A 23536-nucleotide genomic window follows, 5' to 3' on the forward strand; every position below is an offset into this window, starting at 1 on the left:
TCCCCACCGTCATTGCGAGCGTAGCGAAGCAATGACGGGAGAGATCAATCCGTCGTCCCGTCGATCCCGAGCCAGTGGCGGCCGTCGCGGGCCAGCAGGTCGTCGGCCTCCTTCGGGCCGGCGCTCCCGGCGGCGTAGGGGGCGGGGCTCGCCTGCGGCCAGCCCTTGAGCAGCGGGTCCACCGCCGCCCAGCCCGCCTCGATGTTGTCCGCCCGCTGGAACAGCGTCGCGTCGCCGATCATGCAATCGTAGAGCAGGGTCTCGTAGCCCACGTTCGGCGTGTTCGCGAAGAAGTCGTCGTACTTGAACGCCGTGCGCACCCGGCCGATCCTCATCTCCGGCCCCGGCACCTTCACGTTGTACTCCGTGCTGATCCCGTGATCCGGATCGATGGTGATGCGCATCACCGTCGGGCTCAAGGAGTCGGTCGGCGTCTCCTCGAACATCTTGAACGGCGCGGGCTTGAACAGCACCGCGATCTCCGTCCGCCGGCCGGTCATCCGCTTGCCGGTGCGGATGTAGAACGGCACCCCCGCCCATCGCCAGTTCTCGATGTGGAGCTTCAGGGCGATGTAGGTCTCCGTCGCCGAATCCTTGGCGACATGCGGCTCGTCCCGGTAGCCCGGCACCTGACGGCCCTCGGACGTACCCGCCGTGTACTGGCCCCGCACCGCGTCCTCCGGCGGGATCGGCCGCACGGCCTGCGCGAGCTTGGCCTTCTCCGTGCGCACGGCCTCCGCGTCGAAGGAGTTCGGCGGCTCCATGCCGACCATGCAGAGCAACTGGAACATGTGGTTGGGCACCATGTCCCGCAGCGCGCCGGTCGGCTCATAGAAGCCGCCGCGCTCCTCCACGCCCACCGTCTCGGCCGCCGTGATCTGCACGCTGTCGATGTATTCCCGCCGCCAGACCGGCTCCAAGAGCCCGTTGGCGAAGCGGAAGGCCATGATCGACTGCACCGTGTCCTTCCCCAGGAAGTGGTCGATCCGGTAGAACTGGCCCTCGTCGGCCTGTTTGAGGATGCGGGCGTTGAGGTCCCGCGCCGAGGCGAGATCGGAGCCGAACGGCTTCTCGATCACCACCCGGCGGAAGTTGTCGCCCTCTTGGCGGAGCAGGCCCGCCTGCCCGAGCCCGTCGACGATGGTGCCGAAGAACCGCGCGGCCACGGCGCAGTAGAACACCGCGCTGCCCGTGACCTTCTCCTTCACCGCCTGGAAGGTCTCGGGCTTCTCGAAGTCGCCCTTCAGGTAATGCAGCCGGTCGCGGATGAAGCCCCAGCTCTTCGCGTCGATGCTGGCGGCGTGGAACTCGGAGGACGGGTCCTTGCTGAACTCCTCCATCGTCTTGGTGAGGCCGTCGCGGAGGCTCTGGTCGTCGCCGTCGCCATGGTCGACGCCGATGATCGAGAAGCCCTCCGGCAGCAGCCCCGCCCCCGCGAGGTTGTAGAGCGAGGGCATCAGCAGGCGCTTGGTCAGGTCGCCGCCCGCGCCGAAGATCACCAGGGTGCAGGGCGGAGCAGGCTTCGTCCCGCAGGCGGCCTTGTCCTTCAGGGGCGTGGTCTCGGGCATCGGCGATCCCTTTCGGTTGCGGCGCCGCAACGAAATCGGCGGAACAACCCCTCGTGCCGAAGGGCGTTCCTCACTCGTCGGGGCGCACCGCCTGCCCGCCGTAATCGATGGGCAGGCTCGGCCCCTTCAACTCGGAATCGCTCGGGAGCGCGCGGGCGTCCCAGCCGCCGCCGAGGCCGCGGATCAGGGTCACGGCCGCCGTGTAGCGGTTCAGCAGCACCTGAAGGGCGGTGATCTCGTTGTTCACCAGAAGCCCCTGCGCCGTCACCACGGTGGTGAAGTTCTGCGTGCCGGCCCGGTATTCGTTGAGGGTGATCTCCACCGCCTTGCGGGAGGATTCCACCGCCGCGTCCTGGGCGCGCTGCTGCTGGCGCAGGATGCGCTGGGCGGCCATCTGGGTCTCGACCTCGGCGAAGGCGGCGAGCACCACCTGCCGGTAATTGGCCACCGCCGCGTCGTAGCCCGCCTGGGCGGCGCGCACGGCCGCGACGCGGGCGCCGCCCTCGAACAGGGTCTCGCTCCCCGCCGCCGTCACCGCCCAGACCTGATTGACCGGCGAGAGGATGCCGTTGCTCGTCAGCCCCGAGATGCCCCCCGAGGCCGAGATGGTCACCGTGGGGAAGAAGGCGGCCACCGCCACGCCGATCCGCTCGCTCTGCGCCTGCACGAGGCGCTCGGCCTGGGCGACGTCGGGGCGCCGCTCCAGCAAATCGGCGGGGATGCCGGCGGGCACCTCCGGGGGAGTGCGCGGCAGGCTGGCGACGGCGATCGCCACCTCGGACGGCGGGCGCCCGATCAGGGTGGCGATCGCGTTCACGAACTGCACGCGGGTGAGGCGCACCGCGATGGATTGCGCCTCGATCGTCTGCACCTGCGTCTGCGCGGTGATCACGTCCGAGCGCGCGGCGACGCCGGCCGCGTATTGGTTCTCGGTGATCTTCAGGGTCTTGCGGAAGTTCTCGACGTTCTCGTCGAGCACCTTCTGCAGGGCGTCGGCGTAGCGCACCGAGAAATAGTCGGCGGCGACCTCGGCCTGGATCGACAGGCGCGTCAGGGCGATGGTGGCGGCGTCGGACTGGGCGAGCGCCGTCTCGCTCTCGATGTTGCGGCGGGTGCCGCCGAACAGGTCGAGTTCCCAGCTCGCCTGCCCCTGGATCGAGACGCTGGTCCGTTCCGAGCCCGCCGTGCGCGAGCGGGTGATGGAGGGCGCGCCGATCACCGTGGGGTAGAGCGCCGCCTGCGCCGAGGCGACCAGCGCGCGGGCCTGCCGGTAATTCGCCACCGCCTGCCGGAGGGACTGGTTGTCCACGTCCACGAGGCGGATCAGCCGGTCAAGGGTGGAATCGTGGAACACCCGCCACCAGTCGCCGCGCTCGACGGCATCGGCGGGCCGGGCCTCGCGCCAGCCCTTACGGCGGGCGGCGACGTAGCCGGGGCTGTCCTCGCGCACACCGCCCTGCTTGTAGGCGAGCGGGGTTTCGACGGAGGGCCGGGAATAGTCCGGGCCGACCACGCAGCCGGCGAGGGCGGTGGCGACGGCGAGGGTGGCGGCAAGGCGAGACACCAAGCGTGCGTTTCCTCGCCCCGATCCCATCCCCGGCCTCATCCTGAGGTGCTGCGCAGCAGCCTCGAAGGAGGGCTCCAGACGGAGCCGAGATCCCTGGAGCCCTCCTTCGAGGCCCACTGACGTGGGCACCTCAGGATGAGGGGCAGGGTGGGATGAGTGTCGCGGCCCTCTCCCCGCACGCGGGGCGAGGGGGTGCGTCCCGGCACCGTCGGCGTCGTCCCAACGAAACACCCGCATCACTCCCCCGCCGGAACGGGGAGCGCCCCGCCGGCCCGGCCGCGACGGTTCTGCCAGCGCTGCCGGAGGCGGTCGAGGGAGAGGTAGACGACGGGCGTGGTGTAGAGGGTCAGGATCTGGCTCACGATCAGGCCGCCGACGATGGCGATGCCCAGGGGCCGGCGCAGCTCCGCGCCCTCACCGGTCGAGGCGATGAGGGGCACGGCGCCGAGCAGGGCAGCGAGCGTCGTCATCATGATCGGTCGGAAGCGCAAGGTGCAGGCCTCGCGGATCGCGTCCACCGGATTCGCGGCGCGGGTGCGCTGCGCATCGAGGGCGACGTCGACCATCATGATCGCGTTCTTCTTCACGATGCCGATCAGCAGGAACACGGCGATGAGGGCGATGATGGTGAACTCCGTGCCCGTCACCAGCAGGGCCAGCACCGCGCCGACGCCGGCCGAGGGAAGAGTCGAGAGGATGGTGAGCGGGTGCACGAAGCTCTCGTAGAGGATCCCGAGCACCGCGTAGACGGCGAGGATCGCGGCGAGGATCAGGAGGGGCTGGCGAGACGCGGAGGACACGTAGTTCTTGGCCGCGCCGGCATACTCGCCGTGGATGCTCGCGGGCAAGCGTAAGGACGCTATCGCCTTGTCGATCGCCTCGGTGGCATCCGACAGGCTCTTGCCCGGCGCGAGGTTGAACGAGATCGTCGTCGCCACGAACAGGCCCTGGTGGCTGATCTGCACGGGGGCGTTGCCGGTCTCGAACCGGGCGAAAGCCGAGAGCGGCACCATCGTCTCCTTGGCCGAGGAGACCGGCGCGCTGGACGAGGCGCCGCCCTTGCTGGCGGCCAGCGCGTTGGACGAGGCGTTGCGCGCCGAATCGGAGGCGATGGCCGCCGCGTTGGTGCTGGCATCGGTGCTGGCGGTGGAGGTCGCGGCCGTGGCGGCGGCGAGCGCGCCGGCCGTGCCGCTGCCGACCGCCCCCGTGCCCAAGGCCGCGCCGGACGTCGTCGTGGCGGCGGCGGTGGGGCTGCTCGTGCCGGTCGAGGCGTTGGTGTTCACCGTGCCCCCCGCCGCGACGGTGCCCGCGACGGCGTTGGTGGTGGCCGAGCCCTTGGCGTTGCCGCCGGAGGTCGAGACGTAGATCCGCTTGATCGTCTCCGGCGTCTCCAGGTAGCGCGGCGCGATCTCCATCACGACGTGGTACTGGTTCAGCGGGTTGTAGATGGTCGAGACCTGCCGCTGGCCGAAGGCGTCGTAGAGCGTCTGGTCGATCTTGTCGGGGGTGATGCCGTAGCGGAAGGCGGTGGCCCGGTCGATCACCACCCGGCTTTCCAGCCCGCCCTCCTGCTGGTCGGAGGTGACGTCGGAGAAGGTCGGGTCCTTCTGGAGCGCGGCGACGAGCTTCGGCGCGGCGGCGTAGAGTTCCTCCGGCGTGTCGCCCTGCAGCGTGTACTGGTACTGCGCGAAGCTCTGGCGCCCGCCCATCTGGAGGTCCTGCCGGGGGAAGACGTAGAGCCGCGCGCCCGCCACCTGCGCGAGCTTGGGGCGCAGGCGGCCCATGACGGTGCTCATCGCGTCGCGCTCGCCCAGCGGCTTCAGCCCCACGAACACGTTGGCCGAGTTGGTGCCCCGCCCGCCGGTGAAGCCGACGACGCTCTCGACCGCCGGGTCCGCGCCGACGATCCGCGTTGCCTGCTTGAGCTTCGTCTCCATGGACTGGAAGGAGATGCGCTGGTCGGCCTGGACGCCGCCCATCATCTGCCCGGTATCCTGCTCGGGGAAGAAGCCCTTCGGCACGATGACGTAGAGGTAGACGTTCAGCCCCACCGTCGCCAGCAGCGTCAGCAGCACGAGGCGGGGGTGGCGCAGGGCGATCTCGAGGGTGCGGGCATAGCCCGACAGCATCGCGTCGAACCCGCCCTCGAGCGCGCGGACGAGGATGTTGCGCCGCTGCGGTCCCTCGGGTCCATGCCCCTCGCGCTTGAGCAGCCGCGAGCACATCATCGGCGTCGTAGTCAGCGACAGGACGAGGGAGATCAGGATCGCCAGCGACAGGGTGACGGCGAATTCCTGGAAGATGCGCCCGACGAGGCCGCCCATCAGCAGGATCGGCAGGAACACGGCGATGAGCGACAGGCTCATGGAGATGACGGTGAAGCCGACCTCCCGCGCGCCGATCAGCGCCGCCTGGAACCGGGGCTTCCCCTCCTCGATGTGGCGCTGGATGTTTTCCAGCACGACGATGGCATCGTCCACGACGAAGCCGGTGCCGATGATGAGCGCCATCAGCGACAGGATGTTGATGGAGTAGTTCAGCAGATACATCGCCGAGAAGGTGCCGACGATGGAGATCGGCACCGCCACGGCGGGGATGAGCGTCGCCCTGCCGGAGCGCAGGAAGGCGAAGACCACGAGGATCACGAGGCCCACCGCGACGAGGAGCGTCTCCTCCGTCGCCTCCAGCGAGGCGCGGATGGTGAGGCTGCGGTCTCCGGTGAGCTTGATGTCGATGCCGCCGGGCAGCGCGGCGGTGATCTGCGGCAGGGCCGCCTTCACGCCGTTGATCGTGTCGATGACGTTGGCGCCGGGTTGCTTGTAGACGAACAGCAGCACGCCGGGCTTGCCGTTGACGATGCCGAGGTTGCGCTTGTCCTCGACGCCGTCGAGCACTTGGCCGACATCGGTGAGCTTCACCGCCGCGCCGTTGCGGTAGGCGACGACGATGTCCTTGTAGTCGGCGGCCTTGCGGCCCTGGTCGTTGGCGTAGAGCTGGTAGCGCCGGTTGCCGACATCGATGTCGCCCTTGGGCGAGTTGGCGTTGGCCGAGGCCAGCGCCGCGCGGATGCCCTCCAGCCCGATGCCGTAGTGGAACAGGGCGGTGGGATCGAGCTCCACCCGCACCGCCGGCAGGGACGAGCCGCCGACATCGACATTGCCGACGCCGGGCAGCTGCGAGAGCTTCTGCTGCACGACCGTGGCGGCGGAATCGTAGACCTGTCCGCGGGTCAGCGTGTCCGAGGTCATGCCGAGGATGATGATCGGCGTCTCGGCGGGGTTGAACTTCCGGTAGGTCGGGTTCTGGCGAAGGGCGGTCGGCAGGTCGGCGCGGGCGGCGTTGATGGCGGCCTGCACGTCACGGGCGGCGCCGTCGATGTCGCGGTTCAGGCCGAACAGCAGCACGATGCGCACCGTGCCGAGCGAACTCGTGGACGTCATCTCGTTGACGTCGGCGATGACCCCGAGCCGCCGTTCCAGCGGCGCGGCGACAGTGGTCGCCATGGTCTCGGGGCTGGCGCCGGCCATCTGCGCCTGGACGAGGATGACGGGGAAGTCGATCTGCGGCAGCGGCGCGACGGGCAGCTTCAGGAACGCGAACACGCCCGCCAGCAGCACGCCGATGGTGAGCAGCGTCGTGGCGATCGGCCGCCGGATGAATGGGGCGGAGATGTTCACGGGGAAACGCCCCCTACGGCATCGTCGCTCCCCTCTCCCCCCCTGCTGCGCAGGGTACCCTCCCCCGCAGAGGGGGGAGGGAGATCGCCGCGCTTGAGCGAGGCAAGGGGGTCCTGACTGAACGCATCCCGTACATGCCCTCCCCCCTCTGCGGGGGAGGGTGGCCCCTGCGTCAGCAGGGGTCGGGAGAGGGGAGCGACGGTGCCGGAGAGGTCGCGCCCTAGCCGGGCCCCGACAGCCGCTCCGACCCTATCGAGCACGGCCCCGAGGTTCATCAGCACGAGGTCGTTCGGAAACCGCAGGACGTCGAACCCCTGCGCCTTCAGCCACTCATCGCGTTTGGCATCGCGCTGGCGACGCTCCTCCGTCTCGTGCGGCTCGCCATCGAGTTCGACGATCAGACGCGCCGAGGCGCAGAGGAAGTCGGCGATATAGGGCGGGATCGGGGCCTGCCGCCTAAACTTGACGCCATGAAAGCGGCCTGCACGAACTTGCTGCCAGAATTGGTCTTCCGCCTTGGTCCGCAGCCGACGCTGGTCCTTGGCAAAATCGCGAAGTCGCGGCGAGACCGGCGCGCAGCGGCGACGGGCGGGGTCTCGTTCGGAAACCGCGCTCCCCTCTCCCCCCCTGCTTCGCAGGGTACCCTCCCCCGCAGAGGGGGGAGGGAGATCGCCGCGCTCGCTCACGGCACCGCCTCCCCGCCCTCCAGCCCCGGGCCGCGGCCGGCGATGCGGCGTTCCAGGCGGTCGAAGGCGAGGTAGATCACCGGGGTCGTGAACAGCGTCAGCACCTGGCTGACGATCAACCCGCCCGCGATGCAGATGCCGAGCGGCTGGCGTAGTTCCGAGCCGACGCCCGTGCCGAGGATCAGCGGCACCGCCGCGAACAGCGCCGCCAGCGTCGTCATCAGGATCGGCCGGAAGCGCAGAAGGCACGCCTGCTCGATGGCGTCGCGTGGGCTCATGCCGTCCTCGCGCTCGGCCTGGAGCGCGAAGTCGATCATCATGATCGCGTTCTTCTTCACGATGCCGATCAGGAGCACGATGCCGATGATCGCGATGATGTCGAGGGACAGCCCGAACAGCATCAGCCCGAGCAACGCCCCGATCCCCGCCGAGGGCAGGGTCGAGAGAATGGTGATCGGGTGGATGAAGCTCTCGTAGAGCACGCCGAGCACGATGTAGACGGTGACGATGGCCGCCAGCACGAGGAACAGTTCGTTCCCCAGCGCCGCCTGGAAGGCGAAGACCGAGCCCTGCGGCACCACCCGGAAGGAGGGCGGCAGGTTGATCGCCGCCTTGGCCGCGTCGATCGCCTCCACCGCCTGCCCCAGGGCCGCTCCCGGCGCGAGGTTGAACGACACGGTGGTGGCCGGGAACTGGCCGAGATGCGAAATCAGCAGCGGCGCCCGCTTCTCGGTGATCCGCGCCACGGAGGAGAGCGGCACCTGCCCGTTCGTCGCCGTGGAGGACGGCAGGTAGATGCCGTTCAGGCTCTCCAGCGTCTTGTGCAGGTTCGGGTCGGCCTCGAGGATCACCCGGTACTGGTTCGACTGCGTGAAGATGGTCGAGATGATGCGCTGGCCGAAGGCGTCGTAGAGGGCGTTGTCGATGGTCGCGGGCGTGATGCCGTAGCGGCCCGCCGTCGGACGGTCGATGGTGACGTAGGCGGCGAGCCCCTGGCCCTGGTGGTCGCTCGTCACGTCCGCCACCACGGGCGAAGCGGCGAGCGCCTCGGTGAAGCGGGGCACCCAGGTCTCGAAATCCTCGAGGTTCGGGCTCTCCAGCATCACCTGGTACTGCGTCGCCGAGACGGCGGTGTCGATGGTCAGGTCCTGGACCGGCTGCATGTAGAGCCGGATGCCGGGCTCCGCGTTCGTCGCCGCGCCGAGGCGCCGGATGATCTCGCTCGCGCTGGAGGTGCGCTCCGCGCGGGGCTTGAGGTTGATGAGCATCCGCCCGGAATTCAGCGTGACGTTCTGGCCGTCGACGCCGATGAAGGAGGACAGGTTCGCGACGTCCGGGTCCTTCACGATGATCGCGGCGAGCCGCTGCTGCCGCTCGGCCATGGCGGCGTAGGAGACTGACTGGTCGGCCTGGGTGATGCCCTGGATCACCCCCGTATCCTGCACGGGGAAGAAGCCCTTCGGGATCACCACGAACAGATAGGCGGTGAGCGCCACCGTCCCGAGGGTGACGAGGAGCGTAACCCCCTGGTGGTCGAGCACCACCCGCAGCGCCCTGCCGTAGGCGGCGATGGTGCCCTCCGTCGCTCGCCGGCCCATCCGCGCCAGGGGCCCCTCCCGCCGGACGGCTACCCCCGCGGGGACGTGCTTCAGGAGCCGGGCGCAGAGCATCGGCACCAGCGTCAGCGAGACCACCGCCGAAATGACGATGGTGGCCGCGAGCGTGATCGCGAACTCGTGGAACAGGCGGCCGACCACATCGCCCATGAACAGCAGCGGGATCAGCACCGCGATCAGCGAGACGGTGAGCGAGATGATGGTGAAGCCGATCTCGCGGCTGCCCTTGAGGGCCGCTTCGAGGGGCGTATCGCCCTCCTCGACATGGCGGGCGATGTTCTCGATCACCACGATGGCGTCGTCCACGACGAAGCCGGTCGCGATGGTGAGCGCCATCAGCGACAGGTTGTCGAGGGAGAAGCCGTAGAGGTCCATGATCGAAAGGGCGCCGACCAGCGAGAGCGGCACCGACAGGCTCGGGATCAGCGTCGCCGAGACACTGCGCAGGAACAGGAAGATCACCAGCACGACCAGCGCGATGGCCAGCCCGAGTTCGAACTGCACGTCCTCCACCGAGGCGCGGATCGTCGTGGTGCGGTCGGTGAGTGGGGCCACCGCCACCGCCTGGGGCAGGCTCGCCTGCAATTGCGGGAGCAGCTGCTTGATCTTATCGACGGTGGCGATGACGTTGGCGCCGGGCTGGCGCTGGATGTTGAGGATGACGGCGGGCGTCTCGTCGGCCCAGGCGCCGAGCTTGGTGTTCTCGGGCGCGTCCACCACGTCCGCGACGTCCGACAGGCGCACCGGCGCGCCGTTGCGATAGGCGATGATCGCCGAATCGTAAGCCTTCGGGTCGCGGATCTGGTCGTTGGCGTTGATGGCGTAGGATTGCTTCGGCCCGTCGATGGTGCCCTTCGGCGTGTTGACGTTCAGGTTGGTGATCGTCGTGCGCAGGTCGTCGATGTTGAGGCCGTAGGCCGCGAGCTGGCGGGCGTTGAACCGCACCCGCACCGCCGGACGCTGGCCGCCGGAGATGCTCACGAGGCCGACGCCGGCCACCTGGCTGATCTTCTGCGCGAGGCGCGTCTCGGAGAGGTCGCGCACCTGCGTGAGCGGAAGGGTCTTGGAGGTGAGCGCCAGCGTCAGGATCGGCGCGTCGGCGGGGTTCACCTTGGCGTAGACCGGCGGCGCCGGCAGGTCCGAGGGCAGGAGGTTGCCCGCCGCGTTGATCGCGGCCTGGACCTGCTGCTCGGCGATGTCGAGGGCGAGATCGAGGTTGAACTGGAGCGTGATGACCGACGCACCCGCTGAGGATTGCGAGGTCATCTGGCTGAGGTTGGCGAGCTGCCCGAACTGCCGCTCCAGGGGCGCGGTGACGGAGGAGGTCATCACCTCGGGGCTGGCGCCGGGATAGAAGGTCTGGACCTGGATCGTCGGGTAATCGACCGACGGCAGGGCCGAGACCGGCAGGTTCAGGTACGACACCCCGCCGACGATCAGGATCGCCAGCATCAGCAGCGTGGTGGCGACCGGGCGCAGGATGAAGAGGCGGGACGGGTTCATGGCCGGAGCGCCCGACGCGAACCGTGCATCCCCTCGCCCCGCTTGCGGGGAGAGGGCTCAGCCGACCTTGTCGTCGGCTGAGCGAGCCGGCAGGCGATGGTGAGGGGTCGGCGCCGGATGAGGCTCCTGCGGCCAAGCCCCCTCACCCCCGGCTGCCGCCTCGCCTCGCCCCCGGCAAGGGGGGCTCGGCCCTCTCCCCGCAGGCGGGGCGAGGGGATGCCAAACCCGTTCATCACTGAGCCTGCCGGTGGCGCCTGTGACCGCCCTGCTGGGGGGCGCCCTCGGCGGTCGCCGCCTTGGCCGCGTCGCCGCCCGGCGCCTGCGGGCCGGCGGCCAGGGCGTCCTTGCCGCCGGCGGCCGAGGCCTGCGCCCCTTCGGTGATGCGCACCTTGGCGCCGTCCTTGAGGCGGTCGGTGCCGTCGGTCACCACCCGGTCGCCGGGCTTGAGGCCGGAGAGCACCACCGTGTGGATGCCGTCCGTCTCGCCGGTCTTGATCGGCCGGACCGAAACCTTGTCGTCGCCGTCCATCAGGTAGACGTAGGCGCCGGGGCTGCCCTGGAGGATGCCGCCGTTCGGCACCAGGGTGGCGTCGTGCAGCGTCTCGACGGTGAGGCGGGCGTTCACGAACTGGTTCGGGAACAGCTCCTCGTCGCCGTTGTCGAACAGGGCGCGCAGCTTCACCGTGCCGGTGGTCGTGTCGATCTGATTGTCCACCGTGTCGAGCTTGCCGGTGGCGATCTCGTGGGAATCGCCCCGGTCGTAGGCCTTCACCGCGAGGCTCGCCCCCGCCCGCACCCGGCGCATCACGCGGGCGACGTCGTCCTCCGGCAGGGTGAACACCACCGAGATCGGGTGAAGCTGCGTCACCACCACGATCGCCGTGGAGGCCGCGGAAATGTAGTTGCCCTGGTCCACCTGCCGCAGGCCGACCCGCCCGTCCACCGGCGAGGTGATGTGCGTGTAGGCGATGTTGAGCTTCTGCTGGTCCACCAGCGCCTGATCGGCGGCGACGGTGCCCTCGTTCTGCTTCACCAGCGCAGCCTGGGTATCGACGTTCTGCTTCGAGATCGAATCCTGGCGGTTCAGGGTCTGGTAGCGCTGGAAATCGAGCTTGGAGTTCTGCAGCAGCGCCTGATCGCGGGCGAGCTGGCCCTGGTACTGCGCGAGCAGCGCCTCGTAGGGGCGCGAATCGATCTGGGCGAGGGCATCGCCCGCCTTGACCATCTGGCCCTCGCGGAACTTCACTTCCGTGAGGTAGCCGCTGATCTGCGATTTCACCGTCACCGTGGCGAGCGGCGTCACTGTGCCGAGGCCCTGCAGCACCACCGGCATGTCGCCCGTCGTGATCGGCGCGATGCCGACCGCCTGGGGCATGTCGGAGCCGCCGCGCCGGCCGGCATGGCGCCCGCCCGTCTGCCCGGCGGCCTGTTCGGTGCCCGTCTGGGTGCGGGAATCGTACCAGCGGTGCCCGATGGCGCCGATGGCCGCGAGGGCGACCAGCAGCACCAGCCAGCGGATGGGGCGGAAGCGACGGCGCGTGCGAACGGGGGCCTGGATCGGCCCCGGCTCGTAGGCACGAGCGGTCTCGGTACGGATCGGCGAACTCTCGTTCATTCCCGACTCAAGCACATTCCGGGTACGCCACCTATCGGCAGGATCGCCGCGCGACCCCAAAGCCGGGCCGCCTCGAATCGGTGTCGCATGGATCCGGTGACGAACCCTGAACTAGGCGTCCAATGAGCCTGCACTAGGGCGACGACGTTTCGGAGGTATTGCTGACCGGAGCGCCATAGGAACGCAGAACCTCGCGAAAGGCCTCATCCACTGGCAGCGGCACGAGCGACGTCCTGAGGACGACACCGAGGCCGGTGAAGAGAAGGGCGAGGAACAGACACCGCGTCATGGAGGACAAGCCCGCTGCAAGGCGCGACCGATAGCCTCCGGATGCGGAAAGGGCCACCGGCCGACAAGCCGGTGGCCCTCTACACGCGGCCGGTGCGACGCACCGCGGGAAAGGCGGAGCGAGGGGGCAGAGCCCCGCCGGTAACGGGCATCGCCCTGGCCGTGACGCCAACCTATTCCTCGGCTGATGAATGTCAACAATCGTCAGCCGTCCCGATGCGTTCGGTTAGGTGCTCGGTGCGCGAACGCACATTCGAAAGCGCCCGGGCACCGTGCTAGAGCCTGCGCCATGAATCCGGTCTTCGCAGAGCTCCCCACCACCGTCTTCGAGACGATGTCGCGGCTCGCCCGCGAGCATGGGGCGGTGAATCTCGGCCAGGGCTTCCCCGACGATCCCGGCCCGGCGGACATCCGCGAGGCCGGCGCCCGCGCCCTGATCGACGGCCCGAACCAATACCCGCCGATGATGGGCCTGCCCGCTCTACGCACGGCGATCGCCGCGCATTACGCCGCGCATCAGGGCCTGACCCTCGACCCCGAGACGGAGGTGATGGTGACCTCGGGCGCCACGGAGGCCCTGGCCGGGGCGCTGCTGGCGTTGATCGAGCCGGGGGACGAGGTGATCCTCTTCGCGCCGATGTACGACGCCTACCTCCCCCTGGTCCGCCGGGCCGGCGGCGTGGCGCGGATCGTCAACCTGATGCCGCCCGCCTTCCGCCTCGACGCGGCGGCCCTGGCCGAGGCCTTTTCCGACCGGACGAAGCTCGTCCTCCTCAACAACCCCCTGAACCCGTCTGCGACCCTGTTCGGCCGGGACGATCTCGACCTACTCGCGACGCTCTGCTGCCGGCACGATGTCGTCGCCCTGTGCGACGAGGTGTGGGAGCATATCGTGTTCGACGGCGCCCGCCATGTGCCGCTGATGTCCCTTCCGGGGATGCGCGAGCGGACGGTGAAGATCGGCTCGGCCGGCAAGATCTTCTCGCTCACCGGTTGGAAGGTCGGCTTCGTCACCGCCGAGGCCCGGCTGATGCGGGTGCTGGCGAAGGCGCACCAGTTCCTCACCTTCACCACGCCGCCGAACCTCCAGGCCGCCGTCGCCCTCGGACTCGGCAAGGAGGAACCGTGGTTCGCGGCGATGCGCGCGGGCTATGCCCGCTCCCGCGACCGCCTCGCCCTGGGCCTGACCGAGCGTGGCTTCACGGTGCTGCCGGCGGCGGCGACGTGGTTCCTCAACATCGACATCGCGCCCCTCGGCCACCACGACGACGTCGCCTTCTGCGAGGCCCTGGTGACACGGCATGGGGTGGCCGCGATTCCCGTCAGCGCCTTCTATCCCGATGGCGCGGTGCGCCACCTCGTGCGCCTCTGCTTCGCCAAGGCCGATGCGACGCTGGATGCGGCGCTCGACCGCATGGGAGCGGTCGCGCGAATCGCGGCGTGAGACTCCTTGCGCGCAACCGGAGGTGCTTCCACATCGTTGCTCATGACGATGTCGAGCGCACGCATTCCTCCGCAGGGTTTTCCGCCCTCACAGGGTTTCCCGCCCCGGCAGGATTTCCCGCACCAGGCCGGATCGTTCTCCGGCTCCCGGACCCGCCCCCTCGGGGGTGAGCCCGATTTCGCGGCCTTCGACCCGGGCCGCGAAAACCTGGGCCGCGAAGCGAGCCTTGCCCGGCTCGAAACCCTGGCGCACCTGATGGACAGCGCCTTCGTGATCCCCGGCATCAACCGGCGGGTCGGGTTCGACGCGCTGATCGGCCTCGTGCCCCTCGTCGGCGACGTGGCGGGCATGGTGATCTCGTCCTTCATCGTCTACGAGGCCCGCCGCCTCGGCGCGCCGCGCTGGCTGATCGGCCGGATGGCGCTGAACGTCGCCTTCGACGGCGTGATCGGCGCCGTGCCGGTGGCCGGCGACATCTTCGATGCCGCGTTCAAGGCGAACCGCCGCAACGTCCGCCTGCTCCGACGCTGGATGGAACGGCACGGCGGCGTGCGGCCGAACGAGATCGAGGGGACCGCGACCCGGCTCTCCGACTGAGCGGGCGGGCGCCGCGCCTTGACAACGGCGCCCGTGACGGCAAGTCCCGGGCATGACCGACGCCGTCCCGATGCCCGGCGCCCAGGCGCCCCTGGTCCGCGGGGGCCTCTCGCCCCTCAACCGGCGGCGGCTCGCCAATTTCCGGGCGAACCGGCTCGGCTACTGGTCCTTCGTGATCTTCGCGCTGCTGTTCGTCGTCAGCCTGTTCGCGGAGTTCATCGCCAACGACAAGCCGCTCCTCGTCTCCTACAAGGGCGAGTGGCTGGTGCCGGTGCTGGTCGATTACCCGGAAGAGAAGTTCGGCGGCTTCCTCGCCGTCACCGATTACCGTTCGCCGGAAATCCGCAAGGAGATCGCCGGGAATGGCTGGGCGATCTGGCCGCCGATCCCGTTCTCCTACGACACGATCAACGAGAACCTGCCGACCCCCTCCCCCTCCCCGCCGACTTGGATGCTCTCGGACGCGCAGTGCAAGCCGGTGGCCGAGCGGCTCGGCGGCACGGGCTGCGCCGACATCCCCTGGCATTGGCTCGGCACCGACAACACCACCCGCGACGTGCTCGCCCGCGTCATCTACGGCTTCCGCATCTCGGTGCTGTTCGGGCTGATCCTCGCCACCGTCTCCTCGGCGATCGGCGTCCTCGCCGGGGCGGTGCAGGGCTATTTCGGCGGCTGGGTCGATCTGGCGTTCCAGCGCTTCATCGAGGTCTGGGGCGGGATTCCGACCCTCTACCTGATCATCATCATCTCGGCCTTCATCGCGCCCGGCTTCTTCGTGCTGCTCGGCATCATGCTGCTGTTCTCATGGGTGGCGCTGGTAAGCGTGGTCCGCGCCGAATTCCTGCGCGCACGCAACTTCGAGTACGTGCGCGCCGCGCGGGCGCTCGGCCTGTCGAACGTGCGCATCATGCGCGTTCATCTCTTGCCCAACGCGATGGTCGCGACGCTGACCTTCATGCCGTTCATCCTGAACGGCTCGATCACCACGCTGACCTCCCTCGACTTCCTGGGTTTCGGCCTGCCCCCCGGCTCGCCCTCGCTCGGCGAGCTCCTGGCCCAGGGCAAGGACAATCTGACCGCCCCCTGGCTCGGCCTGACGGGCTTCGTGGTGATCGCCGCGATGCTGAGCCTCCTCGTCTTCGCGGGCGAAGCCGTGCGCGACGCGTTCGATCCCCGGAAAACCTTCGCGTGATCCCGTTCCATTGCGGCGAATGAGCCAGATTGACGCAGGGGAGGAAAGGCCTACCCCCCGATCCGGCGGACCGCGATCAATTGCGTGCAATTGATACAACTTTTAGTGGATTAATTCGACATCTCCAGGCTGCCGGGGCCGGGTTTCAGCCACCGGTAACGTTTTCTTTTCTCAGCAGAAAACTCTTCCGGCTTCGATCGGATGATAAACTCGTCGGCGCGAGTGATAAAACGTGGGATCTTTCATTCACCAGCCCACCGGCATCGTGGCCCGCAAAGGAACTGTGCGTAAACTATCAACCGATCACAGGTCACCTTCGGAAAACACCTTGCTTTTTTCGGCGATCCTCATAACTCGACGCCGAGGGGCCATTTCATCAAAAAACCAATGAGGGTATCGAGGATGTCAGAAACCGCGCCGACATCGCAGTTGGACTACATCGAACGCACCGTCGACGTCGTCGCGGCTTATGTCTCGAACAACTCCGTGCCCACGGCGGAGCTTCCGGCCCTGATTGCAAGTGTGCATGAGGCGCTGAACAGGGTCGCCTCCGGTCCCGTCGCCCAGACGTCCGAGACCGTCGAGAAGCCGACCCCCGCTCAGGTTCGCAAGTCGATCCGCCCGGATGGTCTGGTCAGCTTCATCGATGGCAAGTCCTACAAGACGCTGAAGCGCCACCTGACCAAGCACGGGCTCGATCCGCACACCTATCGCGAGCGTTACGGCCTGCCGGCCGACTACCCCACGACTTCCGCGAACTATTCGGCCCAGCGTTCCGCCCTGGCGAAAAGCCTCGGCCTCGGCCAGCCCGGCCGTTCGGGACAGGGCGGCGACGTCATCGACGAGGCGGAAGAGGATGCCGCTCCGGCTCCGCGCGGGCGCCGCAAGGCCGCGACCGCCGCCGCCAAGACCCGCTCCAGCCGCAAGACGGCGGACGCCGAGTAATACTTGAAGGAAACTTCGACCGGCCGTTCGGCGACGCAACAATTCCTGGTTGCGTCGCCGTTGAACGTTCCGGCCCGCCTCAGGCGGCGATCCGCCCGTCGAGGGGGAACACCTTGGCGGGGTTCATCATCCAATCGGGGTCGAACACCGCCTTGACCCGCATCTGCTGCTCGAGGTCCTCCTGAGCATATTGGAAGCGCATCAGGTCGCGCTTCTCGATGCCGACGCCGTGCTCGCCCGTGAGGCAGCCGCCGACCTCGACGCAGAGCTTCAGGATCTCGTCGCCCGCCGCCTCGGCCTTCTGCAATTCGCCGGGCGTGTTGATGTCGAACAGGATCAGCGGGTGCAGGTTGCCGTCGCCGGCATGGAACACGTTGGCGACCCGCAGGCCGTGGCCCGCGCAGATCGCCTCGATCCGCTCCAGCACCGGCCCGAGCTGCCCGGTGGGGATGGTGCCGTCCATGCAGATGTAGTCGGAGATGCGGCCCGTGGCGCCGAAGGCCGACTTGCGCCCCTTCCAGATGGCGGCCGATTCCGCCTCGGAGCGGGAGACGCGGATGCTGGTCGGCCGGAAATCGGCGGCGATGGCCTCGATCCGCGCGAGCGTCGCGTCGCACTCGGCCTGCGAGCCCTCGACCTCGATGATGAGCATCGCCTCGGCGTCGCGGGGATAGCCGGCCTTCGCGAAATCCTCGGTGATGAGGATCGCGTTGCGGTCCATGTATTCGATGGCCACGGGGATGATGCCGGCGGCGATGATCGCGGCGACGCAATCCCCCGCATCCTCCACCTTCGAGAAGCCGACGAGGACCGGCCGCGCGCCCTCGGCGGCGCGCAGGATGCGCACGCTCGCCTCGGTGACGATGCCGAGCTGCCCCTCCGAGCCGCAGACGAGGCCGAGCAGATCGTAGCCCGCCGCGTCGAGATGGTCGCCGCCGAGCTCGACCACGGTGCCGTCGTTCATCACCAGGGTGACGCCCATGAGGTTGTTGGTCGTCACGCCGTATTTCAGGCAATGGGCACCGCCGGAATTCATGGCGATGTTGCCGGCGATGGTGCAGGCGAGCTGGCTCGACGGGTCGGGGGCGTAGAAGAACCCCTCGTGCGACACGGCGCCCGAGATCGCGAGGTTGGTGATGCCGCTCTGCACGCGCGCCACCCGGTCGGCGAAGTCGATATCGAGGATCTTCGTCATCTTGGCGGTGCCGAGGATGATCGCGTCGCCCTGCGCGATCGCCCCGCCCGCGAGCGACGTGCCCGCTCCGCGCGGCACGACCCGGACGCCGTTGGCGTGGCAATAGGCCATCACCTTCGAGACCTCCTCGGTGGTCGAGGGGAGCACGACGGCGAGCGGCATCTGGCGGTAGGCGGTGAGTCCATCCGTCTCGAAGGCGCGGCGCTCGTCCTCGGAGGTGATCAGCGCCTCCGGCGCGACGAGGGGCGCGAGGCCGGCGATGATGTCGTCCCGCCGCGCGAGGATCGCGGGATCGGGGTCGGGGAAGCGGATGGTCATGGGAGTCCCTCGGTGCGCGAGGTGGTCTGGCGTTCACCGTATCATGCACCTCCGCCGGGGGGCGGGGCAACGGTGGTAGCCGGGTCACAATCCGGCCATGGGGCGACCTTAAGCGTCGCAGCCAACGAACCGTACCGGAACGCCATGACGCCCTCGGCCGCGCCCGCCCTCTTCGACGAAGCCTTCGACCCCGCCGTCGCCCGCGACGCGGAGGGCGCACGCGAACTGGGCCTTCGCAGCCTCAACCTCGGCATCAGCGCCCTGCAGGAAGTCACCGCCGCCTTCGACGGCCCGCTGGGCGAAGCCTTCGAGCGCGCGGTGGAGACGATCCTCGGCACCGAGGGCCGGGTGATCGTGAGCGGCATCGGCAAGAGCGGCCATGTCGGGCGCAAGCTCGCGGCGACGCTCGCCTCCACCGGCACCCATGCCTTCTTCGTCCACCCGACCGAGGCGAGCCACGGCGACCTCGGCATGATCGCCCGCGACGACGTGATCCTCGCCCTGTCGTGGTCGGGCGAGACGGCGGAGCTGTCCGATCTCGTCGGCTTCTCCCGGCGCTACTCGATTCCCCTGATCGCGGTGACGCGCAACGCCGCGAGCACGCTCGGCAAGGCCGCCGACGTGGTGCTCGAACTGCCGCGCGTGCGCGAATCCTGCCCGCACGACCTCGCCCCGACCTCGTCGAGCCTGATCCAGCTGGCCCTGGGCGATGCCCTGGCGGTGACGCTCCTGGAGCGGCGCGGCTTCACCTCGGCGCGCTTCCACACCCTCCACCCTGGCGGCACCCTCGCCGCCCGGCTGAAGACGGTGCAGCACCTGATGCATGGCGGCGCCGAGATGCCCCTCGTGCACGAGGACGCGCTGATGTCCGAGGTGCTGATCGAGATGGCCGCCCGCCGCTACGGCTGCGTCGGCGTCACCGGCCCGGACGGTCGGCTCGTGGGCATCGTCACGGACGGCGACCTGCGCCGCCACATGGGCCCGGCGATCCTCGCGACGCCGGTCCACCGGGTGATGACCCGCGACCCGATCACCCTCGAGCCGCACAAGCTCGCCCATGCAGCGCTCGAACTGATGAACCGCCGCCTCATCACGGCGGTCTTCGCCGTGTCGGACGGCAGGCCGGTCGGCATCGTGCACGTCCACGACCTGCTCCGCGCCGGCATCGCCTGAGGGGCGTTAGAGCGTCCCGATCCGGCTACTGGTCATCGGCAATTCGAACATGGAGCCGGGCTGCGCCCGGTCCGCGAACGTCTCGATGCCGCTCCAGAGGGCGAGGATGCGTTCGGCCTGCTTGACCAGAGGCGCCTTCGTGAGGCCGGCAGACAGGAAGAAGCCGATCAGCCGGGAGGCGCGGAAGGCGTTGAACTCGGCCTTGTTGCGCCGGATGCGGCGATCTCCCGACAGTACGATCCAGCGCCCCTCGCGGCTCAGCGTGGTGATCCACTGAAGATCGGTGACGCCCGGCCCGAAGCGTGAGCGGATATGAGTGATCTCGTGTTCGTCCGCGAACAAGGCATGGAGTGCACGGGCGAGGGCAGGCGGAAGATTCTCGTCGACGATCACCTTCACGCGGCGTGCAGGGAGTCTTCGAACCGCACGGCATCGCGGACGACGGCGGGCGGGACCTCGTAGAGGCGGGCCACACGCTCGACTGATCCTTCCGCTTTCACGGCCTCGGCCAAGGTGACTGTCGGCACCCCGGCCTCAGTCGCGATGGGCTGGCCGAAGGCACGCTCGGGGTCGATGACGATCGTGGCCTTTCCCTGATAGGGCCGCCAACGGGTGACCACCTCGCCGTCGAGATCGAGGTCGCGAAACGTCTGCTCCAGCACGGCCTTGATGACGTACTGACCCCGCTTGAGATCGAGCACCTCACTCGCCCCATCCGCCTTGAGGCTATCGAGGAAGATGGTCCGCCCGTCCGTCTTGAAGCGTCTGGTCGAGAACGGGCGTGGATCGTCCACGGCCTCGCGTGCCGCGGCAAGACAAGCTCGGATCACGCGGAGATCGACGTTCTCGCGCATGAATGCCTGGATGAAGCGCAACTCGATGAGATCGCGAAAGCCGAGCTCGAGCTTGTCGTCATTCGCCGGCAGTTCCGGCTTCCACAGCGGCGGCATCCGTCGGGGCTGGCCGCCGGACCTGTATGCATAGCCGCCGAGCCAGCGATTGATGTTCCTGGCCGGCATGTGAAGCAGTCGCGCGGCCTCTGGGACGGTGTAGCAACCGATCCCGAGCGCGGGGACCTCTAGGGCCGGAATGATCGAACGCGGTGACATATCGCGCGGATATCCTAGCAATCAGAGCCGCGCCAGCAACTCCGCCTTCTTGGCCTGGAACTCCTCCGCGGTGAGCACGCCGCGGGTGTGGAGATCCGCCAGCCGCTCGATCGTGGCGAGGACATCGCCGCCGGAACCCTTCACGGTTTCCGGCTCCGGTGTCGCGGGCTTCGGCTCCGGGGCCTCCGCGCCGATGCGTTTCAGCGTCTCGAGGGCGATGGGACCGGCCGAGCCGGTGAAGCGGAGCACGCCGTTCGCTTGCGAGACGCCGGAAATGTCGTGCTCGCCCGTGTCGTAGACGACGACGCCCGAGGCTTCCTCCACCGCGAGCCGCCGGCTGCCGGGGAAATACGCGTAGCGCATCCCGTTCTGCGAGCCCGTCGCGGACGGGTGGCCGAGATCGCCGGGCCACCACGCCTGCGCGGCCGCTGCGGACGCGAAGCCCTCCGCCGGCAGGGTGCCGGCGAGTTCGGTGCAGAGCGCGGACACCCGCGCCCGCAAGCCATCGTCGAACATGCGGCCGACCATGGTCATGCCGCCCGCGCTCCACTGGCCCATGCCGCCGAGATCCGGATGGTCGAACTGGGCCATCCGGCCGTGACCGCGCTCCAGCGCCCGCACGAGATGGCGCACCGCGTCGAGGCTCACCCCGTGCCGGTCCGCGATCGTCTGCAGGCCGGTGACGTGATCGACCCCGCCCCCGTCGATGAAGCCCGTCGCCGCAGCCGATTCGGTCTCGTCCATCCGCGCCATGGCCGCACCCAGAAGGTTCTTGAGGAAGGATAGGACAGACACGAGACCGGCCCCGGGGACCGCGAAGCCTCGCTCAGTCGGCGTCGGCGGGAAAGGCCCCCGCGATCACGAAATCCGTGATCGGCCGGCGCCCGTTCGGCGCCTCGCGGGGGCGCTGCTCCTCGGTGAGGTCGGCGGTCGCCGTCTTGCGGCCCACGGCGAAGGCCGCCTCGATCCGGTGATGCTCCGGCAGGCGCAGCACCTCCGGCGCGCGGGCATGATCGAACCCGGTCATGCCGTGGGCGTGCCAGCCCTGGCGAATCGCCTGGAGCTGGAAGGCGAGCGAGGCCGCGCCGGTGTCGAAGGAGTGGCTGTAGGAGGGCTTCAACTCGTCGCCCACCCGCATCCGGGCGTTGGAGACGAGGAACAGGATCGCCCCCGTATCGGCCACCCATTTCTGGTTGCCGGGCACGAGGAGGTCGAAGAAGGTCTGCCAGTTCCCGTCGCCGCGCAGGGCGTAGAGGAAGCGCCAGGGCTGGGAATTGTAGCCCGAGGGCGACCAGCGGGCCGCCTCGATCATCCGCATCAGCTCGGCTTCCGGCACCGCTTCTCCGGTGAAGGCCCGGGGCGAGTGCCGCTCGATGAAGAGGGGGTCGATCGCGTGGTCGGGCTTACGAGGCTCGGTCAAGGTCAGCATCTCCGCAATGGCGGCCGACCATGCCCGAGGGGCGCCCCGCGAAGCAATCGCTGCGATGCAATCAGCGGATCCGGCCGGGGCGGGCCGGCTCGAACACGATGCGGCGGTGGAACGCGCACCAGCTCTTGCCGTCCTGCACGGGCGCGCCGCAGCAGATCGCCTGATCGCTCGGCTCGCCGATGATGTACTTGCACACGAAGGCGCCGGACTGGGCGAAGGGCACGCGCAGGTCGGCCGAGGGCTCCTTGATGCTCTCGGCGTCCCCGATCTGCGACATGCGGACGAGTTGGTTCATCGGTCGTGTCCTGACGGCGACCGCCCGGGTCGCCTCTCTGAAGTGCGGAAGTGAAACGCCCTACGGCCGCGCGAGGAGAGGCACCCACTGTTGGCAATGTGGCGCCCTACATCCCGCGTGCAACCGGTTCGCGACCGGCGCAGAGCTGTCATGGTATTGTCGTAGCTGGGGTGCACTGCCTTGAAAACAAGTGCGTCCTGCACTGCACGCAATAGACCACGGTGAGGGATGCGTAGCTGAGCGCCCCGGCGTGACGGAATGCAGCCGCCGCGAAGCCGGCGATGCGCCGAACCCCGTGCATCCTCCGCCGCCCTGTGGTTCATTCGCGCCGTTGCATTCAGACGGAGCGACCATGACGCACCCGCCCCTCGTCTCGCCGGCTTGGCTGTTCGAGCGCCTCTCGGCGCCGGACATCGTGGTGCTCGACGCCTCGTGGTACCTGCCCGCCGCCGGCCGCGACCCGGAGGCGGAGTACCGCGCCGCCCACATCCCCGGCGCCATCCGCTTCGACCTCGACGCGATGAGCGACACCGAATCGCCCCTGCCGCACATGCTGCCCCGGCCGGAGGTGTTCGCCTCGCGGATGCGGGCACTCGGCGTCGGCGACGGTCAGCAGGTGGTGGTCTATGACGGGATGGGCCTGTTCTCGGCCCCGCGCGTCTGGTGGATGCTCAAGACCTTCGGGATGCGCGACGCGCTGGTCCTCGACGGCGGCCTACCCGCCTGGACCGCCGCCGGCTACCCGACCGAGGAGGGCGAGGGCCAGCCGCGCGAGCGCCGCCACTTCACCGCCCGCCTCGACCACGGCGCCGTGGCCGACGGATCGGACATCGCCCGCGCCCTGGAGAGCGGCGCGGTCCAGGTGGTCGATGCCCGCTCCGGCACGCGCTTCCGGGGCGAGGAGGAGGAGCCGCGCCCCGGCGTGCGCCCCGGCCACATGCCGGGAGCCAGGAACCTGCACTACGCCGCCCTGCAACGCGACGGCCGGATGAAGAGCCCGGAGGAGCTGGCGGAGGTCTTCGCCGCCGCCGGGGTGGACCCGCGCCTGCCGGTGATGACCACCTGCGGCTCGGGGGTGACGGCGGCGATCATCAGCCTCGCCCTGGAGACGATGGGCCACCCGGCCCGCAGCCTCTACGACGGCTCGTGGTCCGAATGGGGCGCCGACCCGCAGCGCCCGGTGGAGAAGGGCTGAGGTCTTCGAATCCAGCCGGACAAATGGCGTGATCTCACCCGTGACCTCATCCTGAGGTGCCCGCCTTGGCGGGCCTCGAAGGAGGGCTCCAGGGATCGCGGAGCCCTCTGGAGCCCTCCTTCGA

Annotated in this window: 17 protein-coding genes and 1 pseudogene; 6 read left to right on the forward strand and 12 right to left on the reverse strand. The window is 69.2% G+C overall.

Translation table 11 applies throughout. The features are described 5' to 3' along the window. Positions 1-44: 44 nt before the first annotated feature. The 6 genes from zwf to ACS5Q7_RS13880 form a co-directional block, all read right to left on the reverse strand. Positions 45-1568: a glucose-6-phosphate dehydrogenase gene (gene zwf, locus ACS5Q7_RS13855; RefSeq protein ID WP_478339884.1), complete on the reverse strand. Its 1524-nt coding sequence runs from the start codon at positions 1566-1568 to the stop codon at positions 45-47. A gap of 70 nt (positions 1569-1638) precedes the next feature. Further along, positions 1639-3162: an efflux transporter outer membrane subunit gene (locus ACS5Q7_RS13860; RefSeq protein ID WP_478339885.1), complete on the reverse strand. Its 1524-nt coding sequence runs from the start codon at positions 3160-3162 to the stop codon at positions 1639-1641. Positions 3163-3371: 209 nt separating this feature from the next. Further along, positions 3372-6812, reverse strand: a complete 3441-nt coding sequence (locus ACS5Q7_RS13865; protein WP_478339886.1) for an efflux RND transporter permease subunit — start codon at positions 6810-6812, stop codon at positions 3372-3374. Further along, on the reverse strand, positions 6809-7498 hold the full coding sequence (locus ACS5Q7_RS13870) for an endonuclease domain-containing protein (RefSeq protein ID WP_478339887.1): 690 nt from the start codon (positions 7496-7498) through the stop codon (positions 6809-6811). Before ACS5Q7_RS13870 ends, ACS5Q7_RS13865 begins: the two co-directional genes overlap by 4 nt. Further along, complete coding sequence (locus ACS5Q7_RS13875) at positions 7495-10617, reverse strand: MdtB/MuxB family multidrug efflux RND transporter permease subunit (RefSeq protein WP_478339888.1); 3123 nt, start codon at positions 10615-10617, stop codon at positions 7495-7497. Before ACS5Q7_RS13875 ends, ACS5Q7_RS13870 begins: the two co-directional genes overlap by 4 nt. Positions 10618-10849: 232 nt before the next feature. Next, complete coding sequence (locus tag ACS5Q7_RS13880; RefSeq protein WP_478339889.1) at positions 10850-12232, reverse strand: MdtA/MuxA family multidrug efflux RND transporter periplasmic adaptor subunit; 1383 nt, start codon at positions 12230-12232, stop codon at positions 10850-10852. 577 nt (positions 12233-12809) lie between these two features. Here ACS5Q7_RS13880 and ACS5Q7_RS13885 point away from each other — a divergent pair. The 4 genes from ACS5Q7_RS13885 (at position 12810) to ACS5Q7_RS13900 (ending at position 16698) form a co-directional block, all read left to right on the forward strand. Then, positions 12810-13964, forward strand: coding sequence for an aminotransferase (locus ACS5Q7_RS13885; protein ID WP_478339890.1), 1155 nt, complete (start codon positions 12810-12812; stop codon positions 13962-13964). 48 nt (positions 13965-14012) lie between these two features. Beyond that, positions 14013-14561, forward strand: coding sequence for a DUF4112 domain-containing protein (locus ACS5Q7_RS13890; protein WP_478339891.1), 549 nt, complete (start codon positions 14013-14015; stop codon positions 14559-14561). A 52-nt stretch (positions 14562-14613) separates the two neighbouring features. After that, positions 14614-15753: an ABC transporter permease gene (locus tag ACS5Q7_RS13895; RefSeq protein ID WP_478339892.1), complete on the forward strand. Its 1140-nt coding sequence runs from the start codon at positions 14614-14616 to the stop codon at positions 15751-15753. Positions 15754-16155: 402 nt separating this feature from the next. Continuing rightward, on the forward strand, positions 16156-16698 hold the full coding sequence (locus tag ACS5Q7_RS13900) for a Ros/MucR family transcriptional regulator (protein ID WP_478339893.1): 543 nt from the start codon (positions 16156-16158) through the stop codon (positions 16696-16698). 79 nt (positions 16699-16777) lie between these two features. Here the strand turns inward: ACS5Q7_RS13900 and ACS5Q7_RS13905 are convergent, their stop codons facing one another. Next, entirely contained in the window at positions 16778-18211 is a 1434-nt protein-coding gene (locus ACS5Q7_RS13905; RefSeq protein WP_478339894.1) for an FAD-linked oxidase C-terminal domain-containing protein, read from the reverse strand. Between the two features lie 144 nt (positions 18212-18355). On the opposite strand from ACS5Q7_RS13905, the gene ACS5Q7_RS13910 reads away from it, so the two are divergent. Continuing rightward, positions 18356-19384 carry a KpsF/GutQ family sugar-phosphate isomerase gene (locus ACS5Q7_RS13910; RefSeq protein ID WP_478339895.1) on the forward strand — a complete coding sequence of 343 codons (1029 nt, stop codon included), beginning with the start codon at positions 18356-18358 and terminating at the stop codon, positions 19382-19384. 6 nt (positions 19385-19390) lie between these two features. Here ACS5Q7_RS13910 and ACS5Q7_RS13915 read toward each other — a convergent pair whose 3' ends face one another. From ACS5Q7_RS13915 to ACS5Q7_RS13935, 5 genes and pseudogenes are all read right to left on the reverse strand, one after another. Beyond that, positions 19391-19783 (reverse strand): PIN-like domain-containing protein, encoded by a 393-nt coding sequence (locus ACS5Q7_RS13915; protein ID WP_478339896.1) that lies wholly within the window; start codon positions 19781-19783, stop codon positions 19391-19393. Next, a complete protein-coding gene (locus tag ACS5Q7_RS13920; RefSeq protein WP_478339897.1) occupies positions 19780-20403 on the reverse strand; it encodes a DUF433 domain-containing protein in 624 nt (207 codons plus the stop codon). Before ACS5Q7_RS13920 ends, ACS5Q7_RS13915 begins: the two co-directional genes overlap by 4 nt. Positions 20404-20514: 111 nt before the next feature. After that, a complete protein-coding gene (locus ACS5Q7_RS13925; protein ID WP_478340132.1) occupies positions 20515-21237 on the reverse strand; it encodes an SHOCT domain-containing protein in 723 nt (240 codons plus the stop codon). An 82-nt stretch (positions 21238-21319) separates the two neighbouring features. Next, the gene (locus ACS5Q7_RS13930) at positions 21320-21922 is read right to left on the reverse strand and encodes a nitroreductase family protein (RefSeq protein ID WP_478339898.1); all 603 of its coding nucleotides are present in this window, start codon (positions 21920-21922) and stop codon (positions 21320-21322) included. A 61-nt stretch (positions 21923-21983) separates the two neighbouring features. Then, positions 21984-22229: pseudogene (locus tag ACS5Q7_RS13935) on the reverse strand (GcrA family cell cycle regulator); the annotation flags it as partial. Between the two features lie 340 nt (positions 22230-22569). Between ACS5Q7_RS13935 and sseA the strand changes: the two are divergent. Further along, entirely contained in the window at positions 22570-23412 is an 843-nt protein-coding gene (gene sseA / locus ACS5Q7_RS13940) for a 3-mercaptopyruvate sulfurtransferase (protein WP_478339899.1), read from the forward strand. The last annotated feature ends 124 nt before the right edge of the window (positions 23413-23536 follow it).

It is taken from the genome of Methylobacterium sp. Gmos3 (assembly GCF_056430985.1).

Coding starts and splice junctions, on each gene's coding strand:
- zwf (WP_478339884.1), bottom strand. CDS start 1,568: ATGCCCGAGACCACGCCCCTGAAGGACAAGGCCGCCTGCGGGACGAAG.
- ACS5Q7_RS13860 (WP_478339885.1), bottom strand. CDS start 3,162: ATGGGATCGGGGCGAGGAAACGCACGCTTGGTGTCTCGCCTTGCCGCC.
- ACS5Q7_RS13875 (WP_478339888.1), bottom strand. CDS start 10,617: ATGAACCCGTCCCGCCTCTTCATCCTGCGCCCGGTCGCCACCACGCTG.
- ACS5Q7_RS13880 (WP_478339889.1), bottom strand. CDS start 12,232: ATGAACGAGAGTTCGCCGATCCGTACCGAGACCGCTCGTGCCTACGAG.
- ACS5Q7_RS13885 (WP_478339890.1), top strand. CDS start 12,810: ATGAATCCGGTCTTCGCAGAGCTCCCCACCACCGTCTTCGAGACGATG.
- ACS5Q7_RS13890 (WP_478339891.1), top strand. CDS start 14,013: ATGTCGAGCGCACGCATTCCTCCGCAGGGTTTTCCGCCCTCACAGGGT.
- ACS5Q7_RS13895 (WP_478339892.1), top strand. CDS start 14,614: ATGACCGACGCCGTCCCGATGCCCGGCGCCCAGGCGCCCCTGGTCCGC.
- ACS5Q7_RS13900 (WP_478339893.1), top strand. CDS start 16,156: ATGTCAGAAACCGCGCCGACATCGCAGTTGGACTACATCGAACGCACC.
- ACS5Q7_RS13905 (WP_478339894.1), bottom strand. CDS start 18,211: ATGACCATCCGCTTCCCCGACCCCGATCCCGCGATCCTCGCGCGGCGG.
- ACS5Q7_RS13910 (WP_478339895.1), top strand. CDS start 18,356: ATGACGCCCTCGGCCGCGCCCGCCCTCTTCGACGAAGCCTTCGACCCC.
- ACS5Q7_RS13920 (WP_478339897.1), bottom strand. CDS start 20,403: ATGCCGGCCAGGAACATCAATCGCTGGCTCGGCGGCTATGCATACAGG.
- ACS5Q7_RS13925 (WP_478340132.1), bottom strand. CDS start 21,237: ATGGACGAGACCGAATCGGCTGCGGCGACGGGCTTCATCGACGGGGGC.
- ACS5Q7_RS13930 (WP_478339898.1), bottom strand. CDS start 21,922: ATGCTGACCTTGACCGAGCCTCGTAAGCCCGACCACGCGATCGACCCC.
- sseA (WP_478339899.1), top strand. CDS start 22,570: ATGACGCACCCGCCCCTCGTCTCGCCGGCTTGGCTGTTCGAGCGCCTC.